This is a genomic window from Limnohabitans sp. G3-2 (genome assembly GCF_002778275.1).
In the GTDB taxonomy this organism is placed as follows: Bacteria; Pseudomonadota; Gammaproteobacteria; order Burkholderiales; family Burkholderiaceae_C; genus Limnohabitans_A.
On the sequence record NZ_NESG01000002.1, the window covers coordinates 94,890 to 116,380 of the forward strand.

17 protein-coding genes and 1 CRISPR repeat array are annotated in these 21,491 nt (G+C 58.6%); of the genes, 7 read left to right on the forward strand and 10 right to left on the reverse strand.

The window, feature by feature from the left end; all coding sequences use genetic code 11:
- Positions 1-120: 120 nt before the first annotated feature.
- Positions 121-1,743 (forward strand): long-chain-fatty-acid--CoA ligase, encoded by a 1,623-nt coding sequence (locus B9Z31_RS02600; RefSeq protein WP_100118323.1) that lies wholly within the window; start codon positions 121-123, stop codon positions 1,741-1,743.
- Between the two features lie 466 nt (positions 1,744-2,209).
- On the opposite strand, the gene B9Z31_RS02605 is transcribed toward B9Z31_RS02600, so the two are convergent.
- The gene (locus B9Z31_RS02605) at positions 2,210-2,830 is read right to left on the reverse strand and encodes a glutathione S-transferase family protein (protein ID WP_100118017.1); all 621 of its coding nucleotides are present in this window, start codon (positions 2,828-2,830) and stop codon (positions 2,210-2,212) included.
- Positions 2,831-2,994: 164 nt separating this feature from the next.
- Between B9Z31_RS02605 and B9Z31_RS02610 the strand changes: the two genes are divergently transcribed.
- Positions 2,995-4,185, forward strand: a complete 1,191-nt coding sequence (locus tag B9Z31_RS02610) for an acyl-CoA dehydrogenase family protein (RefSeq protein ID WP_100118018.1) — start codon at positions 2,995-2,997, stop codon at positions 4,183-4,185.
- Between the two features lie 16 nt (positions 4,186-4,201).
- Positions 4,202-6,992: a CRISPR direct-repeat array (repeat unit 28 nt; unit sequence TTTCTGAGCTGCCTACACGGCAGTGAAC).
- 129 nt (positions 6,993-7,121) lie between these two features.
- Here the strand turns inward: B9Z31_RS02610 and cas6f are convergent.
- From cas6f to B9Z31_RS15710, 7 genes are all read right to left on the reverse strand, one after another.
- The gene (gene cas6f, locus B9Z31_RS02615; RefSeq protein WP_100118019.1) at positions 7,122-7,694 is read right to left on the reverse strand and encodes a type I-F CRISPR-associated endoribonuclease Cas6/Csy4; all 573 of its coding nucleotides are present in this window, start codon (positions 7,692-7,694) and stop codon (positions 7,122-7,124) included.
- A 5-nt stretch (positions 7,695-7,699) separates the two neighbouring features.
- The gene (csy3, locus tag B9Z31_RS02620; protein WP_100118020.1) at positions 7,700-8,809 is read right to left on the reverse strand and encodes a type I-F CRISPR-associated protein Csy3; all 1,110 of its coding nucleotides are present in this window, start codon (positions 8,807-8,809) and stop codon (positions 7,700-7,702) included.
- Positions 8,810-8,829: 20 nt separating this feature from the next.
- Positions 8,830-9,927 (reverse strand): type I-F CRISPR-associated protein Csy2, encoded by a 1,098-nt coding sequence (gene csy2, locus B9Z31_RS02625; protein WP_100118021.1) that lies wholly within the window; start codon positions 9,925-9,927, stop codon positions 8,830-8,832.
- The gene (csy1, locus tag B9Z31_RS02630; RefSeq protein WP_158235648.1) at positions 9,920-11,434 is read right to left on the reverse strand and encodes a type I-F CRISPR-associated protein Csy1; all 1,515 of its coding nucleotides are present in this window, start codon (positions 11,432-11,434) and stop codon (positions 9,920-9,922) included. Before csy1 ends, csy2 begins: the two co-directional genes overlap by 8 nt.
- 13 nt (positions 11,435-11,447) lie before the next feature.
- The gene (gene cas3f, locus B9Z31_RS02635; RefSeq protein ID WP_100118023.1) at positions 11,448-14,933 is read right to left on the reverse strand and encodes a type I-F CRISPR-associated helicase Cas3f; all 3,486 of its coding nucleotides are present in this window, start codon (positions 14,931-14,933) and stop codon (positions 11,448-11,450) included.
- Positions 14,930-15,925, reverse strand: a complete 996-nt coding sequence (gene cas1f, locus B9Z31_RS02640; protein ID WP_233200657.1) for a type I-F CRISPR-associated endonuclease Cas1f — start codon at positions 15,923-15,925, stop codon at positions 14,930-14,932. Before cas1f ends, cas3f begins: the two co-directional genes overlap by 4 nt.
- Positions 15,926-15,990: 65 nt before the next feature.
- Positions 15,991-16,137: a hypothetical protein gene (locus tag B9Z31_RS15710; protein WP_369804624.1), complete on the reverse strand. Its 147-nt coding sequence runs from the start codon at positions 16,135-16,137 to the stop codon at positions 15,991-15,993.
- Positions 16,138-16,249: 112 nt separating this feature from the next.
- On the opposite strand from B9Z31_RS15710, the gene B9Z31_RS02645 reads away from it, so the two are divergent.
- Both B9Z31_RS02645 and B9Z31_RS02650 read left to right on the forward strand, forming a co-directional pair.
- Positions 16,250-16,549, forward strand: coding sequence for a BrnT family toxin (locus B9Z31_RS02645; RefSeq protein WP_100118025.1), 300 nt, complete (start codon positions 16,250-16,252; stop codon positions 16,547-16,549).
- Entirely contained in the window at positions 16,509-16,808 is a 300-nt protein-coding gene (locus B9Z31_RS02650; protein WP_100118026.1) for a BrnA antitoxin family protein, read from the forward strand. The genes B9Z31_RS02645 and B9Z31_RS02650 overlap by 41 nt, the downstream gene beginning before the upstream one ends.
- Before the next feature lie 2 nt (positions 16,809-16,810).
- On the opposite strand, the gene pyrF is transcribed toward B9Z31_RS02650, so the two are convergent.
- Both pyrF and B9Z31_RS02660 read right to left on the reverse strand, forming a co-directional pair.
- Entirely contained in the window at positions 16,811-17,656 is an 846-nt protein-coding gene (gene pyrF / locus B9Z31_RS02655) for an orotidine-5'-phosphate decarboxylase (protein ID WP_199174419.1), read from the reverse strand.
- Between the two features lie 37 nt (positions 17,657-17,693).
- Positions 17,694-18,359: a GntR family transcriptional regulator gene (locus B9Z31_RS02660; protein ID WP_100118027.1), complete on the reverse strand. Its 666-nt coding sequence runs from the start codon at positions 18,357-18,359 to the stop codon at positions 17,694-17,696.
- Between the two features lie 117 nt (positions 18,360-18,476).
- Here B9Z31_RS02660 and B9Z31_RS02665 point away from each other — a divergent pair, with 117 nt between their 5' ends.
- The 3 genes from B9Z31_RS02665 to B9Z31_RS02675 are packed head-to-tail and all read left to right on the forward strand — an operon-like array spanning position 18,477 to position 21,446.
- The gene (locus B9Z31_RS02665; RefSeq protein ID WP_100118028.1) at positions 18,477-19,673 is read left to right on the forward strand and encodes a CaiB/BaiF CoA-transferase family protein; all 1,197 of its coding nucleotides are present in this window, start codon (positions 18,477-18,479) and stop codon (positions 19,671-19,673) included.
- Positions 19,670-20,446: an enoyl-CoA hydratase gene (locus B9Z31_RS02670; protein WP_100118029.1), complete on the forward strand. Its 777-nt coding sequence runs from the start codon at positions 19,670-19,672 to the stop codon at positions 20,444-20,446. Before B9Z31_RS02665 ends, B9Z31_RS02670 begins: the two co-directional genes overlap by 4 nt.
- A 22-nt stretch (positions 20,447-20,468) precedes the next feature.
- The gene (locus tag B9Z31_RS02675) at positions 20,469-21,446 is read left to right on the forward strand and encodes an ABC transporter substrate-binding protein (protein WP_100118030.1); all 978 of its coding nucleotides are present in this window, start codon (positions 20,469-20,471) and stop codon (positions 21,444-21,446) included.
- The last annotated feature ends 45 nt before the right edge of the window (positions 21,447-21,491 follow it).

Here is a 21,491-nt window from a genome sequence, read left to right on the forward strand (position 1 = left end):
CCAGCAATTCATGTGAGAGGCCACCCTGCGGCCGACTGCATGAAAATTTCGGCCACCATTCGCGCGCAGGGGCTCGCTCCTAAAAATGACCGCATCACCACCCGAAGAGAAGACAAGCATATGACCACATCCGGCCTCATGATGAACCGCCCCCTGCTCATTTCGGGCATCCTCGAACACGGCGCTGCGCAGTTCGGCGACCAAGAAATCGTCTCGCGCGAAACGCACGGGCCGCTGCACCGCACCACCTATGCCGAGACCGCCAAGCGCGCACGGCAGCTGGCCAACGCCCTGGCGCAGATGGGCCTGAAAGCGGGCAGCGCGGTGGGCTCGATCGCTTGGAACAACCACCGCCACCTGGAGGCGTATTACGCCGTCTCGGGCAGCGGCATGGTCATGCACACCTGCAACCCACGCCTGCACCCGCAGCAGTTGATCTATGTGATCAACCACGCCGAAGACGAGGTGGTGCTGTTTGACGCGACCTTCACGCCACTGGTCAAAGGCATTGCCGCGCATTGCCCCAAGGTCCGCGCTTGGGTCTGCCTGGCCGACGCGGCCAACACGCCTGCCATCGAAGGCGTGGCCCATGTGATGAATTACGAGGGCCTGATCACGGGCCACAGCGACACCTTCGACTGGCCCGAGCTGGACGACCAAACCGGCGCAGCGCTTTGCTACACCTCGGGCACCACCGGCAACCCCAAGGGCGTGCTGTACACGCACCGCGCCATCGTGCTGGACGCCACCACCGCCTGCCTGCCCGATGTGCTGGGCTTCTCCACGCAAGAGACGGTTCTGCCCGTGGTGCCCATGTTCCACATCAACGCCTGGTGCATCCCCTACGCGGCGCTGGTCGCGGGCACCAAGCTGGTCTTGCCCGGCCCCAAGCTCGACGGCGCCAGCCTGTTCGAATTGATGGACAGTGAGCAGGTCACCATCAGCGCGGGCGTGCCCACCATCTGGATGGGCCTGATCCAACACGTCGAGCAAAACAACTTGCGCTTTGCCCACATGAAGCGCACCTGCGTGGGCGGCTCGGCCATGCCCATGGCGCTGATCGCCAAATTCATGGACAACTACGGCGTGGAAGTGCGCCACGGCTGGGGCATGACCGAAACCACCGCCGTGGCAACCATGAGCAACTTGAGCCGCGCCGACCGCCTCAAGCCCGCCGCCGAGCAGCACGCCATCGTGGCCAAGCAAGGCAAAACCGTCTCAGGCATCGAGATCAAAGTCGTCGATGAAAACGGCGCCACCTTGCCGCGCGATGGCACATCGCAAGGCGAGCTGATGGTGCGCGGCCAGTGGATCGTGGAGCGCTACTTCAAAGCCGAGAAAACCGCGCTGGTGGACGGCTGGTTCCCCACGGGCGACATCGCCACCATCGACGCGAGCGGCACCATGCAAATCCGCGACCGCACCAAGGACGTGATCAAGACCGGGGGCGAATGGATCAGCTCGATCGACCTGGAAAACGCCGCAGTGGGGCACCCCGCTGTGGCCATGGCCGCCGTCATTGGCGTCAAGCACCCCAAGTGGGACGAGCGCCCGCTGCTGTTCATCGTGCGCAAGCCGGGACAGTCGCTGGACAAACAAGAGATCCTCGACTTCCTCACCACCCAAGTGGCCAAGTGGTGGGTGCCCGACGATGTGGTCTTCCTCGAATCCCTGCCCGTGGGCGGCACCGGCAAGGTTCAGAAAAACGACCTGCGCAAGGAATACGGCGGCGTGTTCAGCTGATCGCCTTGCCTGTGGGAGGCCATCCCTGTGGGAGGCCACTCCTGTGGAAGGCCACCCCTGTGGGATGCTGTCTCTGTGGGAGGCCGCCCCTGCGGCCGAATGTCGGTGCACTGTGCGGCTTGCGCATGGCCACATGCCTTCGCGAGCAGGGGCTCGCTCCCACTTGGATCACTGCCCTTGAAAGGCCACCATTGTGGGAGGCCACTCCTGTGAAAGACCACCCCTGTGGAAGGCCACCCCTGTGGAAGACCACCCCTGTGGAAGGCCACCCCTGTGGAAGGCCACCCCTGTGGAAGGCCACCCCTGTGGAAGGCCACCCCTGTGGAAGGCCACCCCTGTGGAAGGCCACCCCTGAGGGATGCTGTCTCTGTGGGAGGCCGCCCCTGCGGCCGAATGTCGGTGCACTGTGCGGCTTGCGCCTGGCCACAGCCTTCGCGAGCAGGGGCTCGCGGCCACTTGCATCCGATCAGGCTTTGGCGCTGGGGCGCTCGTTCATGCGGTCGCGCCAGGCTTGCAAGGCATCCATGCCTTCGTCACCCGGCACAAACTTCATCAAGCCCCGTGCAAACTCCAACGCGCAAAACGCGGTGATGTCGGCAATCGTGAAGCGCTCGCCCGCGACCCAGGGCTGGCTTTGCAGGCGCTGGTCAAAACCCCGCGCCACATCCCGCACCTTTTCTGCCTGCGAGCGGCCAAACTCGGGGAACTGGGGCTTCTCCAAAGCCGCCAAGCCCGGATGACTGTGGCGGATCGCGTTGGCGATGCCGCCCAGCAAATACAGCTCCACCTGTCGGTCGGCCATCTCGATGAAGCCCCGCTCGTCACCGTCCACCCCCATCAAGTTGGGTTCAGGAAAGCGGCCTTCGAGCAAGGTGCAGATCGCCCGCGTTTCGGTGATGACGCGGCCGTCATCCAGCTCCAGCGCAGGCACTTTGGCCAAGGGGCTTTTGGCCAGGTACTCGGGCTGACGGTGCTCCCCCCCGTTAAGGTCCATGTTCACCATCTCGATGCCGGTGATGTTTTTCTCGACCAAGAACATCAGCACCCGGCGAGGGCTGGGGGCACGGTGGGCGGTGTAGAGCTTCATGGGGTTTCCTTGGGTCAGCGCAGGCCTGCAGGCTAGCACCAGGACCGCGCCCAGACTGGCACAGACATGACAGCCAGTCACAGGGCGGACAGCGCGCAAGTGCTGCAGCCATTCAAATCGGGGCATGCACAGATGCTTATCCACTGACCTTCCACGGCTGGCCTATGAACTTTGACATTCCACCAGACATTGCTGCCCTGCGCGACCGCACGCGGCAGTTCATTGCCGAGCAAGTGATCCCCCTCGAGGGCGACCCGCGCCACGGCCTGCACGGCCCGTCCGAAGACCTGCGCCGCGAGCTGGTGGCCCGCGCACGCGCAGCGGGCTTGCTCACGCCGCATGCCTCCTTGGCGATGGGCGGCCTGGCCCTGAGCCACATGGCCAAGGCGGTGGTGTTCGAAGAGGCCGGGTACTCCAACCTGGGGCCGACCGCGCTCAACATCCACGCCCCCGACGAAGGCAACATCCACCTCATGGAAGAAGTGGCCACCCCCGCGCAAAAGGAGCGCTGGCTGCGCCCGCAGGTGGCGGGCCTCACGCGCTCGTGCTTTGCCATGACCGAGCCCGACCCAGGGGCTGGTGCTGACCCGTCGATGCTCCAAACCACCGCGGTGCAAGAGGGCGACGACTACCTGATCAGCGGCGTCAAATGGTTCATCACCGGGGCCGACGGTGCGGATTACGCCATCGTCATGGCCCGCATGGAAGACGGCACGGCCACCATGTTTTTGACCGACATGAACAAAGCGGGCATCACGCTCGAGCGCAGCATGGACGCGATGGACAACTGCTTCACCGGTGGCCACGGCGTGCTGCGTTTCGACAACTTGCGTGTGCCCGCCACCGATGTGCTGGGCCAAGTGGGCCAAGGCTTTCGCTACGCCCAAATTCGCTTGGCACCCGCACGCCTGACGCACTGCATGCGCTGGCTGGGACAGGCCCGGCGCGCACACGACATCGCACTGGCCTACGCCAGCCGCCGCCAAGCCTTTGGCAAAGCACTGGCCGAGCACGAGGGTGTGGGTTTCATGCTGGCCGACAACGACATCGACCTGCACACCGCACGGCTGCACATCTGGCACACCGCCTGGCTGCTGGACCAAGGCCACAAAGGCGGCTTTGAATCGAGCCGCGCCAAAGTGGCTTGCTCCGAAGCCGAATGGCGCGTGGTGGACCGCTGCGTGCAAATTCTCGGCGGTCAAGGCGTGACCACCGAAACCCCCGTGATGCGCATCTTCATGGACATGCGCGCCTTCCGCATTTATGACGGCCCGAGCGAAGTGCACCGCTGGAGCATGGCGCGCAAACTGGTTTACAAGGCGCAGCAGGCTGCTAAAGCTTCTCTGGAGAAATAGCCGCCCACGGGTCATCTCTCTGAGCTGCCTACACGGCAGTGAACTTCAGCAACACCTCGGTCTTGAGCACCTGCGATTTCTGAGCTGCCTACACGGCAGTGAACGCGTCGAGCTTGGCGCCGCTTCCAGGCACGGCTTTCTGAGCTGCCTACACGGCAGTGAACTCGGCCAACGGCGGCGACAGCTACTGCAAGCTTTTCTGAGCTGCCTACACGGCAGTGAACTCAAAGCGCTTGAGGGGTGCGATGGGGGTGGTTTTCCGAGCTGCCTACACGGCAGTGAACAGGCTTGGGTGGTGTTTTGCCGCTGTTGTTTTTTTCTGAGCTGCCTACACGGCAGTGAACACGGGTGCTGGCTGATCTGCCAGCGCCTCCAATTTCTGAGCTGCCTACACGGCAGTGAACGTAGTCATTTGATTCTCCTGCGCCTTCCCTTTTTTCTGAGCTGCCTACACGGCAGTGAACTGGCTGCGACTTGGTGCAACATTGCGGGGCATTTTCTGAGCTGCCTACACGGCAGTGAACCGCTGTCCATGCACCAGCACCTCGCGCTGAGCTTTCTGAGCTGCCTACACGGCAGTGAACAAGAAGCGACACAAATGAGTTTCGCTAACTGATTTCTGAGCTGCCTACACGGCAGTGAACTTCATCCCTGGCTTTGACGATCAGCGCCTGGATTTTCTGAGCTGCCTACACGGCAGTGAACGATGAGGGGCTTGAGGCCAGTGGCCCGAAAACTTTCTGAGCTGCCTACACGGCAGTGAACCAGTACCCAACCGACAAGGGATGCGGCCAAAATTTCTGAGCTGCCTACACGGCAGTGAACGGGTTGTGGACGGTGCCCGCTTGGCCCGTGTATTTCTGAGCTGCCTACACGGCAGTGAACCCCAAGTGCATCACTTGCGCGAGGGCCAAGGCTTTCTGAGCTGCCTACACGGCAGTGAACTTGGTGCGGTCATGTCCAAGTCAAGCTGAATTTTTCTGAGCTGCCTACACGGCAGTGAACGGCACGCCCTACACCTGCACCAAGCCCTTCTTTTTCTGAGCTGCCTACACGGCAGTGAACCGCAGGCACACACACGCTGTACGCGCGCTATGTTTTCTGAGCTGCCTACACGGCAGTGAACGATTCGCCACCACGCTCGTCTGTCACGCCTGCTTTCTGAGCTGCCTACACGGCAGTGAACTGCAAGCGCTTCGTGAATGATCCTTAGTCCAATTTCTGAGCTGCCTACACGGCAGTGAACGGGTTGGATTTTGTCAATGCATTACGCCCGGTTTTCTGAGCTGCCTACACGGCAGTGAACATGGTGCGCACGTGGGCGCTTTACTGGCCAATTTTCTGAGCTGCCTACACGGCAGTGAACGGGTTGCCCCAAGCCGCAGCCATTCTGAGTAATTTCTGAGCTGCCTACACGGCAGTGAACAGGGTCGCCCCAAGCCGGAGCCATTCTGAATATTTCTGAGCTGCCTACACGGCAGTGAACTTCAGGGTGTCGAGCACGTTGGGCTCGGTGTCTTTCTGAGCTGCCTACACGGCAGTGAACGTGGCCAGCGCCACGCTCTACCCGGCCCAAGTTTTCTGAGCTGCCTACACGGCAGTGAACAACAGCGGCGCGGCGGCCAGCCTGACCTTTGTTTTCTGAGCTGCCTACACGGCAGTGAACATTATGGAAATCGATGGCAAAGCCCCTTATTCTTTCTGAGCTGCCTACACGGCAGTGAACACCCATGTGCGCTGTGCCTCCAGCTTGTCAATTTTCTGAGCTGCCTACACGGCAGTGAACGCTGGCGGGCGCCCACGGCGGGCGCTTGCCAGTTTCTGAGCTGCCTACACGGCAGTGAACTTTTTAAGCCGGGGCGGCACGCGCCTCACGCTTTTCTGAGCTGCCTACACGGCAGTGAACCTCGGGCACGTTGATCTCCCACGCCCACTTGATTTCTGAGCTGCCTACACGGCAGTGAACTTTGGGATGACGTGCTGTCATGCATGGGCGATTTTCTGAGCTGCCTACACGGCAGTGAACAAAAGAAGCCATTGAGACGGCGGACGGCATCAATTTCTGAGCTGCCTACACGGCAGTGAACGTGGTCTTGCCATGTTGGCATCGGGCAGTTGTTTTCTGAGCTGCCTACACGGCAGTGAACTTCACGGTTCAGAATTGTCTTGGCAACATCAATTTCTGAGCTGCCTACACGGCAGTGAACATCTGCAACAGCGTGGCGCAATCGGTCATCGATTTCTGAGCTGCCTACACGGCAGTGAACATGGCCATTGCCGGGGCCGTTTGTGCTTATGATTTCTGAGCTGCCTACACGGCAGTGAACAACTACGCCGAGCGCATCACCCTGGCCGAGCATTTCTGAGCTGCCTACACGGCAGTGAACCGCGCCGCAGCGGTCAAAGAGGCCAAGCAATTTTTCTGAGCTGCCTACACGGCAGTGAACGGGTCATAGTGGGGATTGAACTCGCGCACAGTTTTCTGAGCTGCCTACACGGCAGTGAACTGGTCGTTTCTCGTTTTGACGTCGGCCGCCTGTTTCTGAGCTGCCTACACGGCAGTGAACATGACCCCCAAACGCGGCCTAACCCACGCCGATTTCTGAGCTGCCTACACGGCAGTGAACACCTCAAAGCTGTGGTTTTCCACTTCGGCATTTTTCTGAGCTGCCTACACGGCAGTGAACTTGGGTAATGGCTTGCGCGGTGTCCCATATTTTTTCTGAGCTGCCTACACGGCAGTGAACAAGCTCAGTGCGAGCGCGGTCAGCGTCAACGCTTTCTGAGCTGCCTACACGGCAGTGAACTACACCCAATCGCCACTAAGTGTTTGACCCGTCAGGGTATTTTTAGGGATGTCCAAAAAATCCCAAATTCCAACCCCTGTTGCAAGTCCTTGATTTACAAGGGTTTGCAACTGGGCCAGAAAAAAAGGGTCAGAACCAGGGCACGGTAGCTTGACTACTCAAACCGTAGGCACCAAATTCGCCCGACACAGGCTTGGTCTGAATGGGGCCGTGGCGGACGAAGAGGCGAAAGCGCTGCCCGCCTGTGCTGTTGCTTTGCAGGTTGATGAACGGGTCGCTCAGCTTGGGCGCTAGCGGCACGTGGATGCATGCTTGCGCCTGCGCCTCGCTGATGCCCTCGCGCTGCATGAGGCGTTTGACCAAGCGGCGCTTCACCCGCTCGGGACTGCTTTGCACCTGTACGCGGCGCACGCCGCGGTGCTGCGCCGTGGCGGGCACGGTGGCGATAGGGCTGGTTTGCACCAGTTCGCGCATGGCCCCGAGCCACGGCTGGGCTTGCAGCGCAGTCAAGTCGGCCGCACTGCCGTGCAGGCGCAGCACGTTGCCCAGGTGCTTTTTGGTGTGTGCAGGAAAGCTCACACCGACGCTTTGCGTGGCGAGCGCCACCAAGGCTTTATGCAGCTTGGCGTACAGGGCGTTGAGCAGTACGGTGGCGGGAAACTCTGGGTCTGGCCGCAGGTGGATGTCGATGTAGTGGTTCATGGCGCTCAGTCCTCTGCGTTTTGTCCATTACTTTCGCTTGATTTTTTACCCTTTGCTCGACTAAAAACACCTCCACGGATCAGAACAGCGATTACAAAATTTTTTTGTTCGTCTGATAGTTCTTTACCGCACATCCACTTACCCAGTAGCGTGTAGAAGTCATCGTTGGTTTCAGTTGGTTTGCGATACGCGAAAGATTTGTTCGTGACAGAACCATAAGGCTCTACGGCAATGGGGCTAGTGATATCAGCCCCCTGATACCAGTTATCAATTGTTCGAATTGCATTTCCAATTTTTTGAGAATGCAAGGCAGCGGTGTCAGCGACTTTGTACAAAGTCTTCCCTTTTCTGGCTTTTTTTCCATCACTAAGAGTTCTCTCTTGTCCAGACAAGATCAACTCCTGAGATGGATATACCTCTTGCCCTACCCCCACGCGCACAAAAGCGGTAATGTGCAAAAGCACGTGTTGCTGACCGCTCAAACCGTTTTCAATCAAAGCGGCCAAGGGTTGCACGTCGCCGCCCTTATTGTTTGAGCCAGAAAAGTCGCAGAGTGAGGTTTTTAACGCATCAAACATCCAGCTTTCTTTGGCTTTACCGTCCACCATGTGGGCCACACGCACTTCCACGTTTTCAGCGCCCATGCGGTTGCGCCATAAAAAGCGGCCATTGGCCAAGTTTTGTGCATAGCGGCTCGCAAGGACTTTTAAACCGAAGTTGTTTATATAGTCAGTCACGATCTCTTTTAGTCTCGACTCATACGACAGGATGTTGCATGCGGAAGGATGTGCGAATCCCGGCAATATCCTCATGCTGAACTGCACTCTCAGCGTGTCGAGATTTGGGGGCAGTCTAGATTCATCTACGGTCTGCAAGTTAGGGTTACCAATATCCGCGTCCAGTTCCGCCGGATCATGGTCTTTCGTTTGCAAATCGTTCGAAATCGTTCCCCTTATGGATTTTTCAGTAACTTTTATCGCTTGCCAGAGTGACTCATTTGCTCGGTCATTCCAGCGCCCTGCATAAAAAATTCCATCTGATGGATCAAGCTTTCTTTCAAAAGCCAATACAGGTGGGGTGATGTCCCATGCGGGTTTTGATGCTTTCTTTGCCATGGTGTTTGCTCCTTAAAAAATTAATCAAAGTCAAGTTGGTTGGGGTTGGAAGATGAGGTGTCGTTTTCGCTGTCTCCACGCTCTGCGGCCATGTCGGCCTCAGCGCTTGGGGCCTTGTCATCGGGTGCGCGGTAGCCGTTCACGCAGCGGTACAAGCCCAGTTCTGGGTCGTACTCGGGTTTCCACATGAAGGCTTCGGCGATCTCCAAGCGGTGTGGGCTGACCCATTGACCGATGGAGTACACGCTTTCGACAAAGCGAAAGGGCGTGTTCGCATCGCGAGCGTTGGCTACGGTGCCAGTCTCGTAGCTGCTTAAGGTGGCAAAGCCCACGGGCATGGGCACCAGCCAGCCTGGGCGCGCGTCTTGTTTCCAAGTCACTTGACCTGTGGCTTCATCCGATTGCGCACGGTGGTTGATGCGCGACAAATCCAGCCACGCGTCCAGCAGCGTGGGCGCGGCGCTGGCGCTCGTCGTAGTGGCTTGGGCCGCATGCTCGGCTTGCAATGTTTGAAGGCGTTGCTGCAGCACGTCGTCGCGCGTGACCAAGGCAAAGCCCGGCAGCAAGCGGCGGCGCAGTTGCTTGAACTGTTTAAGCTGGTCTTCAGGCTCGGCCTTGAGCACCTCCATGCGCGGTGTACGCTGGGGGGCTCGCAGCTTTTGCAAGGTCGGCATGATGCTGCCCCCCGCCAGCCGCATACCCGCCACCTCGGCGGCCACGGCCTCTGCGGCGGCTTGCGCGTCTTCGTCACTCACATAGCCTTGGGCTGTATGCACGGTGAAGACCAGAGAAATGTCCAAATGCGCACGCCCTTCCTCCACGATGGCGGCTGTGCCGCCGTCTTGCAGCACCGGGTTGCGCGTGAGGGCAAAGCTGCGCGTGTAGCCGCCGGTCGTGACTTGCGGCTCAAAGCGGTGGCAGACCACGCCCACCGATTCAAAGCGCAGGCTGGCAGCAAGAGCATTGGCCTCGCCCGCTTTTTGCATCAAACGCCGTTGCAGCGCCACCATGAAGCCGGTGAACGCGGTGATGGCTGGGAAGCCCCAGGTCATGGGGCTGCTGATGCAATTGGCATTTTGCACGCGCAAGCGCGGCAGGGTGAGCAGGTGCTTAGACATGGGCCACCTCTTGCTTGGCGTTTTGCGCTGTGGTGTCGGCCAGCTCGTCGGCCCGCATGTCGAGCCAGCACATGGCTTCCTCCAAGCCGCCGCGCTCATAGGCTTTCAGGGCCTCTTCGCACAGCTTGCGCCACACGTTGTACTCGGGGTCGCCCACGGGCAGGCTGCCTGCTGGGGTGCTTTGTAATTGGTGGTTGAACCACAGGGCAAAGTCTTCACTCACCACGTTCAGCGTGTCCGTGGGCGGTGTTTGGTTTTGCGCGTGTGCTTGCTGCCATGCGCCTTCGGGGTCAAGCCAAAACGCGTGCTGTGGTTTGAGTTTGCACTCAGGCTGCGCCACCCAGCCCGACTCCAACTCGCGCAATTCCGTGGTGAATTGCAAAAGCTCCAGCAGCAAGGCGTTCACATGCTGGGCCCGGCGGTTGCGTGTGGGCAGCGTTGCGGGCGGGTCGGTCTTCAAAAACTTCAGCAAAGTCCGAAGCTCGGTTTTCACCTCCGCCCTGCGCCCATAACGCCCGAACATCGATTCGGTGTTAAGCAGGGGCTTCAAGGGTTGTGAAACCCATTGCGGAGGGACGGAGGCCAACAAATAATTTGCGCCTTGGCGAACTTGATTGAGTCGGCTGACATTTCCTTTCGACCGAATGGTTTGCCCACCGATGTTTTTAACTGCAAGCAATGGGTACTTGCTTACAGCCAACTCGTGCATCACACCCTTCTCTTGCGCTTGCCATGCTCTGGCCTTGTCAGAAAGTTCTATCTGTTGGTTCTTGAACTTTGGGCTTTTGCTATTTCTGTAGTGCTTTGCAGCATCTAAATCACCATGAATAAGTTCGTATGCTTTATGCACCAGAGAGCTTGGAAAAAGTGGTTCTAGAAGATGGAAAGCAGCGTCGTTTTCTACATCTGACGAGATAGGCCAGTACATTTGCTTGGCTAATGTGTGCGCGGAAGGTTGGTCTTCAATCTCCAGCAAAGCCGCAAAGGATTGCATCCAGCGTTTTGCTTGCTCGGCATCGTCTGACAGTGCAGTGGCCAATGCAACGTCGTTATTCACAGCAAGCTCTAGAAAGGTTTGTCCATCGAACTCGCGGCTTAAAAAGTCAAAAACATCTAGAACACCTGCATCTCCTGTCACATCAAGTGTGTACTCATTCCCCAAACAGTGGCTACCTACTATGGGCAATTTTTTAAGACTGGCAGGGTGTGCATGCAGGCTACTTCCTCCTTTAGCACCAGAATGAATCGCTTTGAGCGTATGCGTCACGGCTTGTATGTGACCCGCCCGCCTTGCGGCATTCTCTAGCCAGTTTTCGGCTTGAAACCGCGCTTGTATCTGCTGCTGAAGTTCAGCCCGTTTGGGGTCGTCGTCCTTCAGTTTTTCCAGCTTGTCGTTAAGCCGTTTTTGCAAAAACTCGTGAATTATTTTTTGCAACGCTTCACTTTTGTTTTTATCCATCTTCACCCCTTTCGTTAAAAAATGCTCTCGAAAATATTGGCTATCCATACCCATGCAATACCTACTTCATCCGTTCAAACCCCAAAGCGTGGTGGAACTGCCAGCGCGTAATCACATTGCTGTCCTTCGATTCTTTTAGGGTGATGCCTCCAAACTTTTGGGCGCAATCCTGCATTGGCATATCCAGTTGTTCGGCCAAATCGCTCAGGGCTTGTAAGTAGTTGCTGGCGCACCAGGGGCTGATGCATTCGGCTTGCAGATGCTTATCGGGAAGTTGTTCCCACTCGCTGTTGGCGCTGATCCACACCGCTGTTTTTTTGCCCCATCCTTGTCGTGTCTCCACCACTTTTTCAAGCTGCACTGCATCACCCTCTTCATTGGGCATAAGGCGAAATTCCACCTCTTTACGCTTGTCGCTTTTGTCGTAGCGAAAAGGCTGCATGCGGGGCAAAGTGGCTGTGAGGGTGGCGTCGTGCGGGGGCAGGTGCCAGCAGGTGGCGGCGTTCAGCGGGGCATCGCTGTTTGTACGTGCCAGCATGGTGTCTTGCATGCGAGCGTGTTCCAAATCGGGCAGCAATGTTTGGACATTCAGCACGGCGGGGGCTTGCAGACGTGGGCTTGCATCAATGGTGAACATGGCCTGTTTGTTCAGCAAAGGCTGTATCAGTTGGGCCATGTCGTGCGTTTTCAGCTTGAAGGCCTCGCAGGTGTTTTCAAACCCAGGTTTTACAAAGCAAGGCTGTGCTTTGCCGCTTTGTTTCCAATGCTTGTAGTTGTACTGAAACACGCGAATGTTGGGCGTGGTGATGTGGGTTTCGCCCACCTTCAAGGGCCGATGTCTGCGCACGCGCCCAGCCAGTTGGATGAGCGAGCGCATGGACGAGGGTTCGACAATGGCCCAGTCGTAATCGTGGTCGCGCCCCACCTCGGTCACGGGCGAGCCCAGCACAATGAAAAGCTGGTCTTGCGCCGCGTGGGCGTTGATGCGTTGGCGAATGTCGGGCAAGTCAAACACGGCATTGGGCGTTTTGCGGTTGAGGGCTGCGTCCAACTGCTGCTCAATGCGAGAGCGCAAGAGCAAGGGGTATTGCGAGTGATAAGTGCACAGGTGCACGTGCAGACCTTCGGGCCAGGGGTGCTGGTAAAGGGCTCGGGCCACCTGCACCAGAGGCTCGATGTTGGCCATGCGCACCAAGCCAAAGCTCACACGCTTGGTGCTTTTCGTGTCTGGGCTGTGGTGGGCTTGGTGCAGCTTGGAGGCCAGTTGGGCAATGCGCTCGGCGAATTGGCGGGGCAAATCTTCGGGGTTGTTTGGCCCCTCTTTCAAGTCCAACTTGGCCAGTTGTGCCAAACGGGCCGGACGCTCTTGCTCGGGCTTGGGGCGCTTCAAGCGTGCCAAGCGCTGCGTCACAAATTGCTGGTGCTCAGCAGCAAAGCGGGCGGCGTCGGGGCAGGCGCTGTGCTGCACATCAAATTCATCCACCCACAGGCAGCACACATTCAAGGTCAGGCCGGGTTCGCCCCGGTTGGCTTGAAAGTGCGCACGCCCTCGGGCGTAGGCAGCAAACAGGCCCTGCACCATGTCGGGCGGCAAGGTGGCAGACGACAGCAGCACGCGCGAGCCCAGCAAACCCGCCCAAAACACCAAGCGCGTGAGCGCGGGCAGGTCGGCCATGTCAAAGTCGTCGGGCTCGTCCAGCACCAAGTCGCTGCTCATGAGGCGAAGCATGGGCGCAATTTGGTGACCGCCGCGCGTGCTTTCGGTGGCGGGCACCAAGTGGTCGATGGTGCAGACCAGCAGGGGGGCGGTGATGAGGCTTTTGCTGTGCGCATCGTGCAGCACACGTTTGAGCAAGGGATGGGCGTCGGGGTTGCCCTCAAACAGCACATGGCTGCCCTCGTCCATCAAGTCTTGCGCAGAGGCCGAACCGCTTTTTTCAGCCTCTTGTTGCTGGTGTTCAAACAAGGCTTTTTGCGCGGCACCGCCCACCCGAATGGCAAGGTCTTCTTCGCTCAAATTAAGTAGGCTTTGAAACGCCCGCCCGGTTTGCAGAGTGAGTGTGCGCAGCCCCAAGGAAAACGCGCAGCGCATGCCCTTTGCAGGGTCGGCCAAGGCGTACATGATGCGGGCGTTGGCCAAGGTTTTGCCGCTGCCCGTGGCGGCCAAGTTGACGATGAACGCGCCTTGCACATGAGCATTGGTGCGCAGGCTGGAAGCCAAGTCAAAGGCTTTGTTTTGCCATCGAAATCGCAGTTCGGTGCTGGGTTTTTTTAAACCCTTGTGTTGACACAGGCCGGGTAATTCGCGCTGCAAACTGGGCAAGGCGCGGGTGACTTCGCCGCCGTGCTGGGCCACGCCCAACAGGTGTTCGTCCAATGTTTGATTGAAAACCGTTTTGTTTGTCAGCTTGTCAAAGTAGGTGTTGGCATAGACCGGAAAGTTGGGTTTTCCGCTGGCATGGGTTTGGCCTTCGACACGGCCTTGCATGGCAACAGGCTTGCCATCTTTCACATCAAAACTCAAACGCGAGTAGTGGTGATCGGCCAGCATCAAGCACAGGCGCGTAACGTGCATGAGGTAGGGGTTGCCCAACCAAGCGCTGTGCTTGGACAACTCCAAACGCTTGAGCAAACCCTGCGCCACCCGCGCAGCCCGCTTGCGCCACAGCGCGGTGGTCACGGGCAGGTGGCTGGCGGGGATGTCCCAATAAGCTTCTACGGGCAAGGCTTTGCGAGTTGGCCTGTTTGTGGTTTCGCTTTCGTCATCGTCTTTGCCCGAGCGAGGTCTGGAGTCTTCATTCCAATAGGCGGTGACGTTCTGGAGCACGTCAGCCAATGCGGCTTCGGTGTCGATGTTGTCATCTGGCTCTTGCGGCAAACGATGATGAGTAACCACCAGCCAAGCTACCGCCTGCGCCAGCGGTGCGTTTTGCATTGCGACAAAAGGGGCTTCGGTATTACTGTCCACACCGTCACGCTGAAAACGCTCTGGCGCAGTCCAACTTTCGTCGTCAGCCTGAGTGGGATTGACCAAACGGGATAGCCATTGCGCATCGCTGTCTTGCCCCACAAAGGCTTGAAATAAGCGCAGCGACACCCACTCATGGCGGTATTGATTTCGCTCGGTCAAATCGCCCGTGAGGCGTTTTTGAAAAGCCACGCTGGCTTTGCCCAAATCGTGCAAAAGCGCAGCCAGCACGGTGAGCAGGTGAATGTCATGCCCGGTATGCCAATCGTTCTCGTCGTCTTGGCGCAAGATTTTGCGCTGCGTGGTGTTGGTTGGCGTAGCCCCCACGGCGTTGAATTGCTTGCTGTCACCCACCACCCAGAGCAATTCACTGTGGTCAAGGCCGCGTATCCAGTGGCAGGCCACCGCCGTGTTTTTGCGAGCGGTTTGGCGCAGCAGTTTGCGCACGGTGTTCAAACCCATTTGGGTGATGGTGGTTTGCCAAGTACGTTCACCGCGACGCTCTGCGAATTGATCCAAGATCCGTCGCGTCTCGGTGAGGGCGCGTTTTTCGCACTGACTGACAAAGAGCACATTCATGCCGTACCGCCTGTGCTTGCTTGTTTGGCGGCCTGGTTTTGTGCTTGTGCGTTTGCTTGTGCTTTTTGCCCCAACTGCAACGCCACGGCTTTGAGGGTGTCGATCATGAAATCCAGCGTCTCGTGCCGCGTGAACAATTCGATGCAGGCATGGCGAAAGTCTTGTTCGCTGTCGCCCCGCGCCGCGCTGACGAAGGCTTGTGGCAAGACCAATGCGTCTTTGACCAAATCGGCCACGTCAAACACCAAACCACCACGTCGGGTTTTGCCGTGCAATACCGCAAAACCGTGCGGCAAGCCCAACACCCAAGTTGCCGTGGCCCCCAAACCGTAGGCCAAGTAGTTGCCATGATCTAGAAACTGGTTGGCTGCGTCCACACTCTCGCCCCGGCTGCTACGCGTGAATTCGCCGTAGCGCACCGCAGCACTGGCCAGGCGGTAGAGCTGTTTGGTCAAACGCGCTTCTTCGGTGAGCAAGGCCGTTTGGTCGGTCGCGGCCCCGACAGCGACTTGGCTGATGTGCACCAACTGCGCCAGGGCGTCGGGGCTTGGGGCAGCAGGTGCATCACCCCAGAGTTTGGCCCGAGCCCAATGTTGCTTCAGAGCTTGCAGACGAGCCAACTGAAAAGCCTTTGCTGCCTCCAAGCGCAGGGCATCGTCAAACCAAAAGCGGCACCAGTGCTGCAGGTATTCGGTGGGGCGGTACTCGCTTTGAGGTGACAACCATTCAACGTCCACGCTGCGTTCGGTGGCCGCAAACAAGGGTGTACCGCCACCTCCGCAAAACCCCAACATCACCCCCGCCTTGGCCAGTTCGCGTACCGCCGCCTGTGTGATGGAGGTGCCACTGCCAAGCAGCACCGTGGTGGTGTTGGCGATGGGGATGTTCCAGTACAAAGATTGCTTGCCTTGGTCGGTCACGTACTCCACGCGCCCACCGTTGACCAACACCCGGCAATGCTCCAGGTAGTACAGGTTGGCGCGCTTGGACATCAGGATTGATTTGAGATCGCCAGACGCTATCGATGGCTTCATATGGTCTATTTACGAATAACTTATTAAACAAATTCAATTCCATGTGCCTTAGATGCCGCATCCCGGATGACCGCTCGCCGCACTGACTCGACCTCTGTAATGGCACAGAAGCAAGCCGCCACATCCAGCATGTGTGCCGTCAAAGGATGACTTTGCCCTTCCCGATTCAATTTGCCCCAAGCATTTATTTGTTACATGATCAAACACAATAATAAATACTATTTGACTCATTTTTAAAATTTCGTCGAGATTTGACACGATTTTATTTTGTGGCCACAATAAATGTATCAAGACATCAGCTATGACCCGCTCAAAAGTCTTCGCAATGAAATCGAGCGTGGCCTGCCGTTTTCTTTGGTGTTGGAACTTGAGTGGGACTCAGCCCTGATCAAAGAAGACACGCGAAAAGATTACGGTGAACGGCGTTTCAGAGTGCTAGGACTCATTCAGGGTCGACTTCATGGCGTGGTCTTCACACCACGAGTGGACAAAGTTCATGTCATCAGCCTGCGCAAAGCCAACAACAGAGAAGTTAAGCAATATGAGCAAGTCAAAAGTTCAACCGCACACACCCGACATTGATAACCCGGCATGGAAAAGAGAAGACTTTGCCAAAGCCCGCCCCGCGCGTGAGGTGTTGCCCGGCATTTTCAGCAAAGGGCGCACGGATGCTTTGTTGAAGCCCCGCGGTCGCCCCAAGGCCGATGTGACCAAGGTCCGCGTCGGTATCCGACTTTCACCCGATGTGATCGATCATTTCAAAGCCAGCGGCGATGGCTGGCAAACGCGCATTGACGCTGCGCTGCGTCAATTCATCGCGGAGCACCCAGGCTCACGCTGACATCAGGCCGCCTTGGCCGCTTCCAAGGTGTCGCGCGTTTGCAGTGCGACTTTCCGCGCGGCTTGCTCGAAGTCGTCACCGCTCGATGCGTAGAGCACGGCGCGCGATGAGTTGACGATGACCGGGCCGGCGCTGCTGCCGTCTGCGTTGGCGCGCCAGCCGGCCTTGACCGTGGCGACCGCGTCGCCGCCTTGTGCGCCCACGCCGGGAATCAGCATGGGCACGGTGGGGGCCAATTCGCGCACGCGCTCAATCTCGGCTGGGTAGGTCGCGCCCACCACCAGGCCCAGCTGGCCATTCAAGTTCCAGGGGCCTTGGGCCAATTGGGCGATGTGTTCGTACAGGCGCGGTTGGCCATCCACCGAGGCCAGGCGCTGGTTTTGCAAATCGTCCCCGCCAGGGTTGGAGGTGCGGCACAGCAAAAACGCGCCTTTGCCGTGGTACTTCAAATAGGGGGCCACCGAGTCCCAACCCATGAAGGGCGAGAGGGTCACGGCATCCGCACCGTAGCGCTCGAAAGCTTCTTTGGCGTACTGCTCGGCGGTGCTGCCGATGTCGCCGCGCTTGGCGTCCAGAATGATCGGCACATGCGGGGCCACCCGGCGCATGTGCGCCATGAGCCGCTCGAGCTGGTCTTCGGCGCGGTGCGCGGCAAAGTAGGCGATTTGCGGTTTGAAGCTGCTGACCAGGTCGGCCGTGGCATCGACGATGCGGGCACAAAAATCGTAGATCTTGTTGGCGTCGCCCTTGTAGGCGGCCGGGAACTTGGTGGGTTCGGGGTCCAGGCCCACGCAAAGCATGGAGCCGTTTTGGCGCTCGGCGGCGCGCAGCATGTCGAGGAAGGTCATGGGATGCGATTTTAAGCGGCGCCCCACAACCGGCGCTTCACTGCGAAGCGAGCAGGTCGGTGGGCAAATTGAGGATGAAGTCGTTCAGGCTTTTGGCATCGCGCCCGGGCCGCATGTGGTCGCGCATGGCGAAAACAGCCGCATCGGCATCGCGCGCGCGCAGGGCCTGAACAATCAACTCGTGCTGCTCAAAAGAGGCCTGCAAACGGCCCAGGGCGCCGAAGGCATGGCGGCGGTAAACGCCCGTGCGAAAACGGATGCGCAACACTTCTTGCCGCAAAAACGGGTTGCGTGTGCCTTGGTAAATGAGCTCATGGAACGCCAGGTTGAGCTTTTGCCAGCCCTGCAGGTCCTCGTCCGCGGCCACCAAGCGGCTTTCTTCGTGCAAAGCCAACAGCTTGCGCAGGTCTTCTTCGGCCATGCGCTCGCAAGCCAAGCGGACCGCCACGGCCTCCAGCTCGGCCAGCAACTCCCACAGGCTGAGCAGTTGCTGCAAATTCATCTTGGCCACCGTGCTGCCGCCCCGAGGCATGTTGCTGACCCAGCCTTGGGCCTGCAACTGGATGAGCGCCTCACGAATCGGGGTTTTGGAGACACCAAATTGCTCGGACAAAGCCCCTTCGTCGATCGGATCCCCGGGCAGCAAATCACCCTTGGAAATGGCTTCTTCCAAGTGCAAACGGATTTGATCGCTGACTTTCATGGGCTTCTTCTAAGGGCAAACACCGATATTTTGTCATATTGCATTGAACACGGATATGACCTATAAATATATTTATGGATGGTGACTTTGTTTTTAAAGTCATACAGCACAACATTTATGCCCAAAATTCAAGCTTCCTCTGCACTTTCTCGCTTCAAGGTCATTGACCTGTCCCGCGTCCGTGCGGGCCCCAATTGCGTGCGCATCCTGACCGATTTTGGTGCGGACGTGGTGCGCGTTGAGCCACCCGAAGGGGTTGACCCGAACGAAGCAATGTTTGCCGCCAACCGCAAGGGGGGGGATTTTCAGAACATCAACCGCAACAAGCGCTCGATGACGCTGAACCTCAAGAAAGAGGGGGCGATGGACATCCTCAAACGGATGATTGCCGAGGCGGATGTGGTGGTGGAAAACTGGCGGCCCGATGTGAAGGACCGCCTGGGTTTGGATTACGCCTCGCTCCAAGCCCTCAACCCACGCATCATCCTGGCCAGCATTTCTGGCTTTGGGCAGGACGGTCCTTATGCATGGCGGCCCGGGTTTGACCAGATCATCCAAGGCATGGGCGGGTTGATGAGCGTGACGGGCGAGCCCGAGCACGGCCCCATCCGGGCTGGATTGGCGGTGGCCGATCTGAGCGCTGGGCTGTACTGCGCCATTGGCATCTTGGTGGCCTTGATCGAGCGCGAGACCTCGGGCCAAGGCCAGTGGGTGCAAAGCTCTTTGCTGCATTCGCAAATTGCCATGATGGATTTCCAGATGGCCCGCTACCTGAACGACAACGACATCCCCGTGCAGGTGGGCAACAACCACCCGACCAGCTCGCCCATGGGCTTGTTCGAGGCCAGCGACGGCTGTTTCAATTTGGGCGCATCGGGTGAAGGCAACTGGAAGCGCTTTTGCGAAGTGCTGCAAAAACCCGAGTGGTACCAAGACCCCGAATTCGTGACGGAGCCCCTGCGCGTCAAGCACAGAGAACGTCTGAACGGGTTGATCGCCCAAGAGTTTCCAAAGAAGACGGTGCACCAATGGGTCTCGATGCTCAACCAGGCGGGTGTGCCTGCGGGTCCTGTGTACACCGTGCCGCAGGTGTTCGAGGACGAACAGGTCAAACACCTGAATGTGACCACCACGCTGCCCACACAGTTTGGCAAGGACATGCATTTCATCACCCAACCCGTGGTGCTCAGCCGCACCCCTTCCAAGGTGGTGGCACCGGCGCCCGGCTGGGGCGAGCACACCGACGAGGTGTTGGGCGGTCTGGGCTTTTCTGCCGCGGACATTGAAGGCTTTCACGCCCGGGGTGTTGTATGAGCGAAGGCCGCATCGATCTGGCTGTGCAAGGCCATGTGGCGCAGGTCACGATCGACGACGTCAGCCGGCACAACGCGATGAGCCTGTCCATGTGGACGGCCTTGCTGGCCGCCTTTGAAGAGATTGACCGCCGCACGGACGTGCGGGTGTGTGTGCTGCGCGGCGCAGGTGAGAAGTCGTTTGTGTCAGGCGCCAACATCAGCGAGTTCGAAACGCAGCGCAACTCAGAGGCTTCGGTGGCGCACTACAACGACATGGTCAAGCGGACCCAACAAGCCATTTTTCGTTGCCGCGTCCCGGTGATTGCGGCCATCAGCGGCATTTGCTATGGCGGTGGGCTGGGCCTGGCCTTGAGTTGCGACCTGCGCTATGCCGCGCCGCATTCGCGTTTTCGCATGCCTGCAGCCCGCATGGGCTTGGGGTATGACTGCGAAAACATGAAAAGCATCCTGAACAACTTGGGCCCGCAGGCCACGGCAGAGGCTTTCTACACCGCCCGGGTCTATGACGCGGCCAGCGCACAAGCCATGGGCATGGTCCTTGCAGTGGTCAACGATGTATTTGCCCACTGCACCGCCTTGGCCCATGAAATCGCAGCCAATGCGCCCATGACCATTCAGGCCGCCAAGAAAACTTTGGTGGCACTGACAGAAGATGAAGCAGACATGACGTCAGTAGAAACCGCCATCGACGCCTGTTTCAAAAGCAAGGATTATGCGGAAGGCCGGCTGGCTTTCGCACAAAAGCGTTCCCCTCAGTTCACCGGCCAATAACCACCTACCCAGGAGTATTCAGATGAAACTTTTGACTTCCCTCATCGGCTTTGCACTGTCGGTCTCGACCGGCATGGCCTTGGCACTGGGCCCAGCGCCCGCCCCCCTCAAAGACAAAGCCACACTGACCGTGGGCTACGTCAAAGTGGGCCACCTCTCGCCCATGCTCTTGGTCGAAGAAGAGCTCAAGAAAATGAACATCGAGGTCAAGCGTGCCGAGTTCGTGCGCTACGCCGATGCCCGCACCGCCTTGCTGTCCAACTCGGTCGACGTCTCGGCCGTGGGCGCGGGTGACCTGGCCATCGTGGCCGCCCAAGGCAGCAAAAACCTGATCGGCCTGACCGGCGTGGGCAGTTCGCCCAAATACCTGGTGGTGCGCAAAGGCGCCAAGATCGACGACTGGGGCGACATCAATGGCAAGAAGATTGCCATTGCCCCCGGCTCGGCAGTCTGGTTCCAGTGGGCCATGACCTTGATCGAGAAGAACATTCCCTACAACTCGTTCACCCCCGTGAACGTGCAAGGGGGCGGTACCGCCTTTGTGCAAGCCATGAAGCGCGGCGACATCGATGCCATGGTGCTGTGGGAGCCCTTTGAGTCCCAAGCCGTGGCCGAAGGCGATGCTTACTTCTCGCAAAAGCTCGAGTACAGCCAATCGCGTGCGGTGGGCGCAGAGCTGGGCATGTTGGCCGCCTCTGGCGAAGCCATGACCCAGAAGAAGGAGCTGGTGCGCCGCTTCCTGTGGGCTTACCTCAAGGCCGAAGAAACCCTGAGCAAGAACAAGGACGTGTTTGCCGATGCCTATTCCAAGTACACCGGCTTGCCCCTGAACGTGACCAAGGAATCGGCCAAGATCATCAAGCTCGGTGGCGTGTTGAACAAGGACCAGGTCTCGCGCTTGGCTGAAGCCGCCTTCAAGCAAGGCATTGTGCAAAAAGAAGTGACCAAAGAAGCCGCCGCCCTGTACGACGACTCGATGGTTGTTGAACTCAAGAAGTAAGCAGGCAGCACCCACATGGCAAACGCTTCTCTCGATACCCTTCGT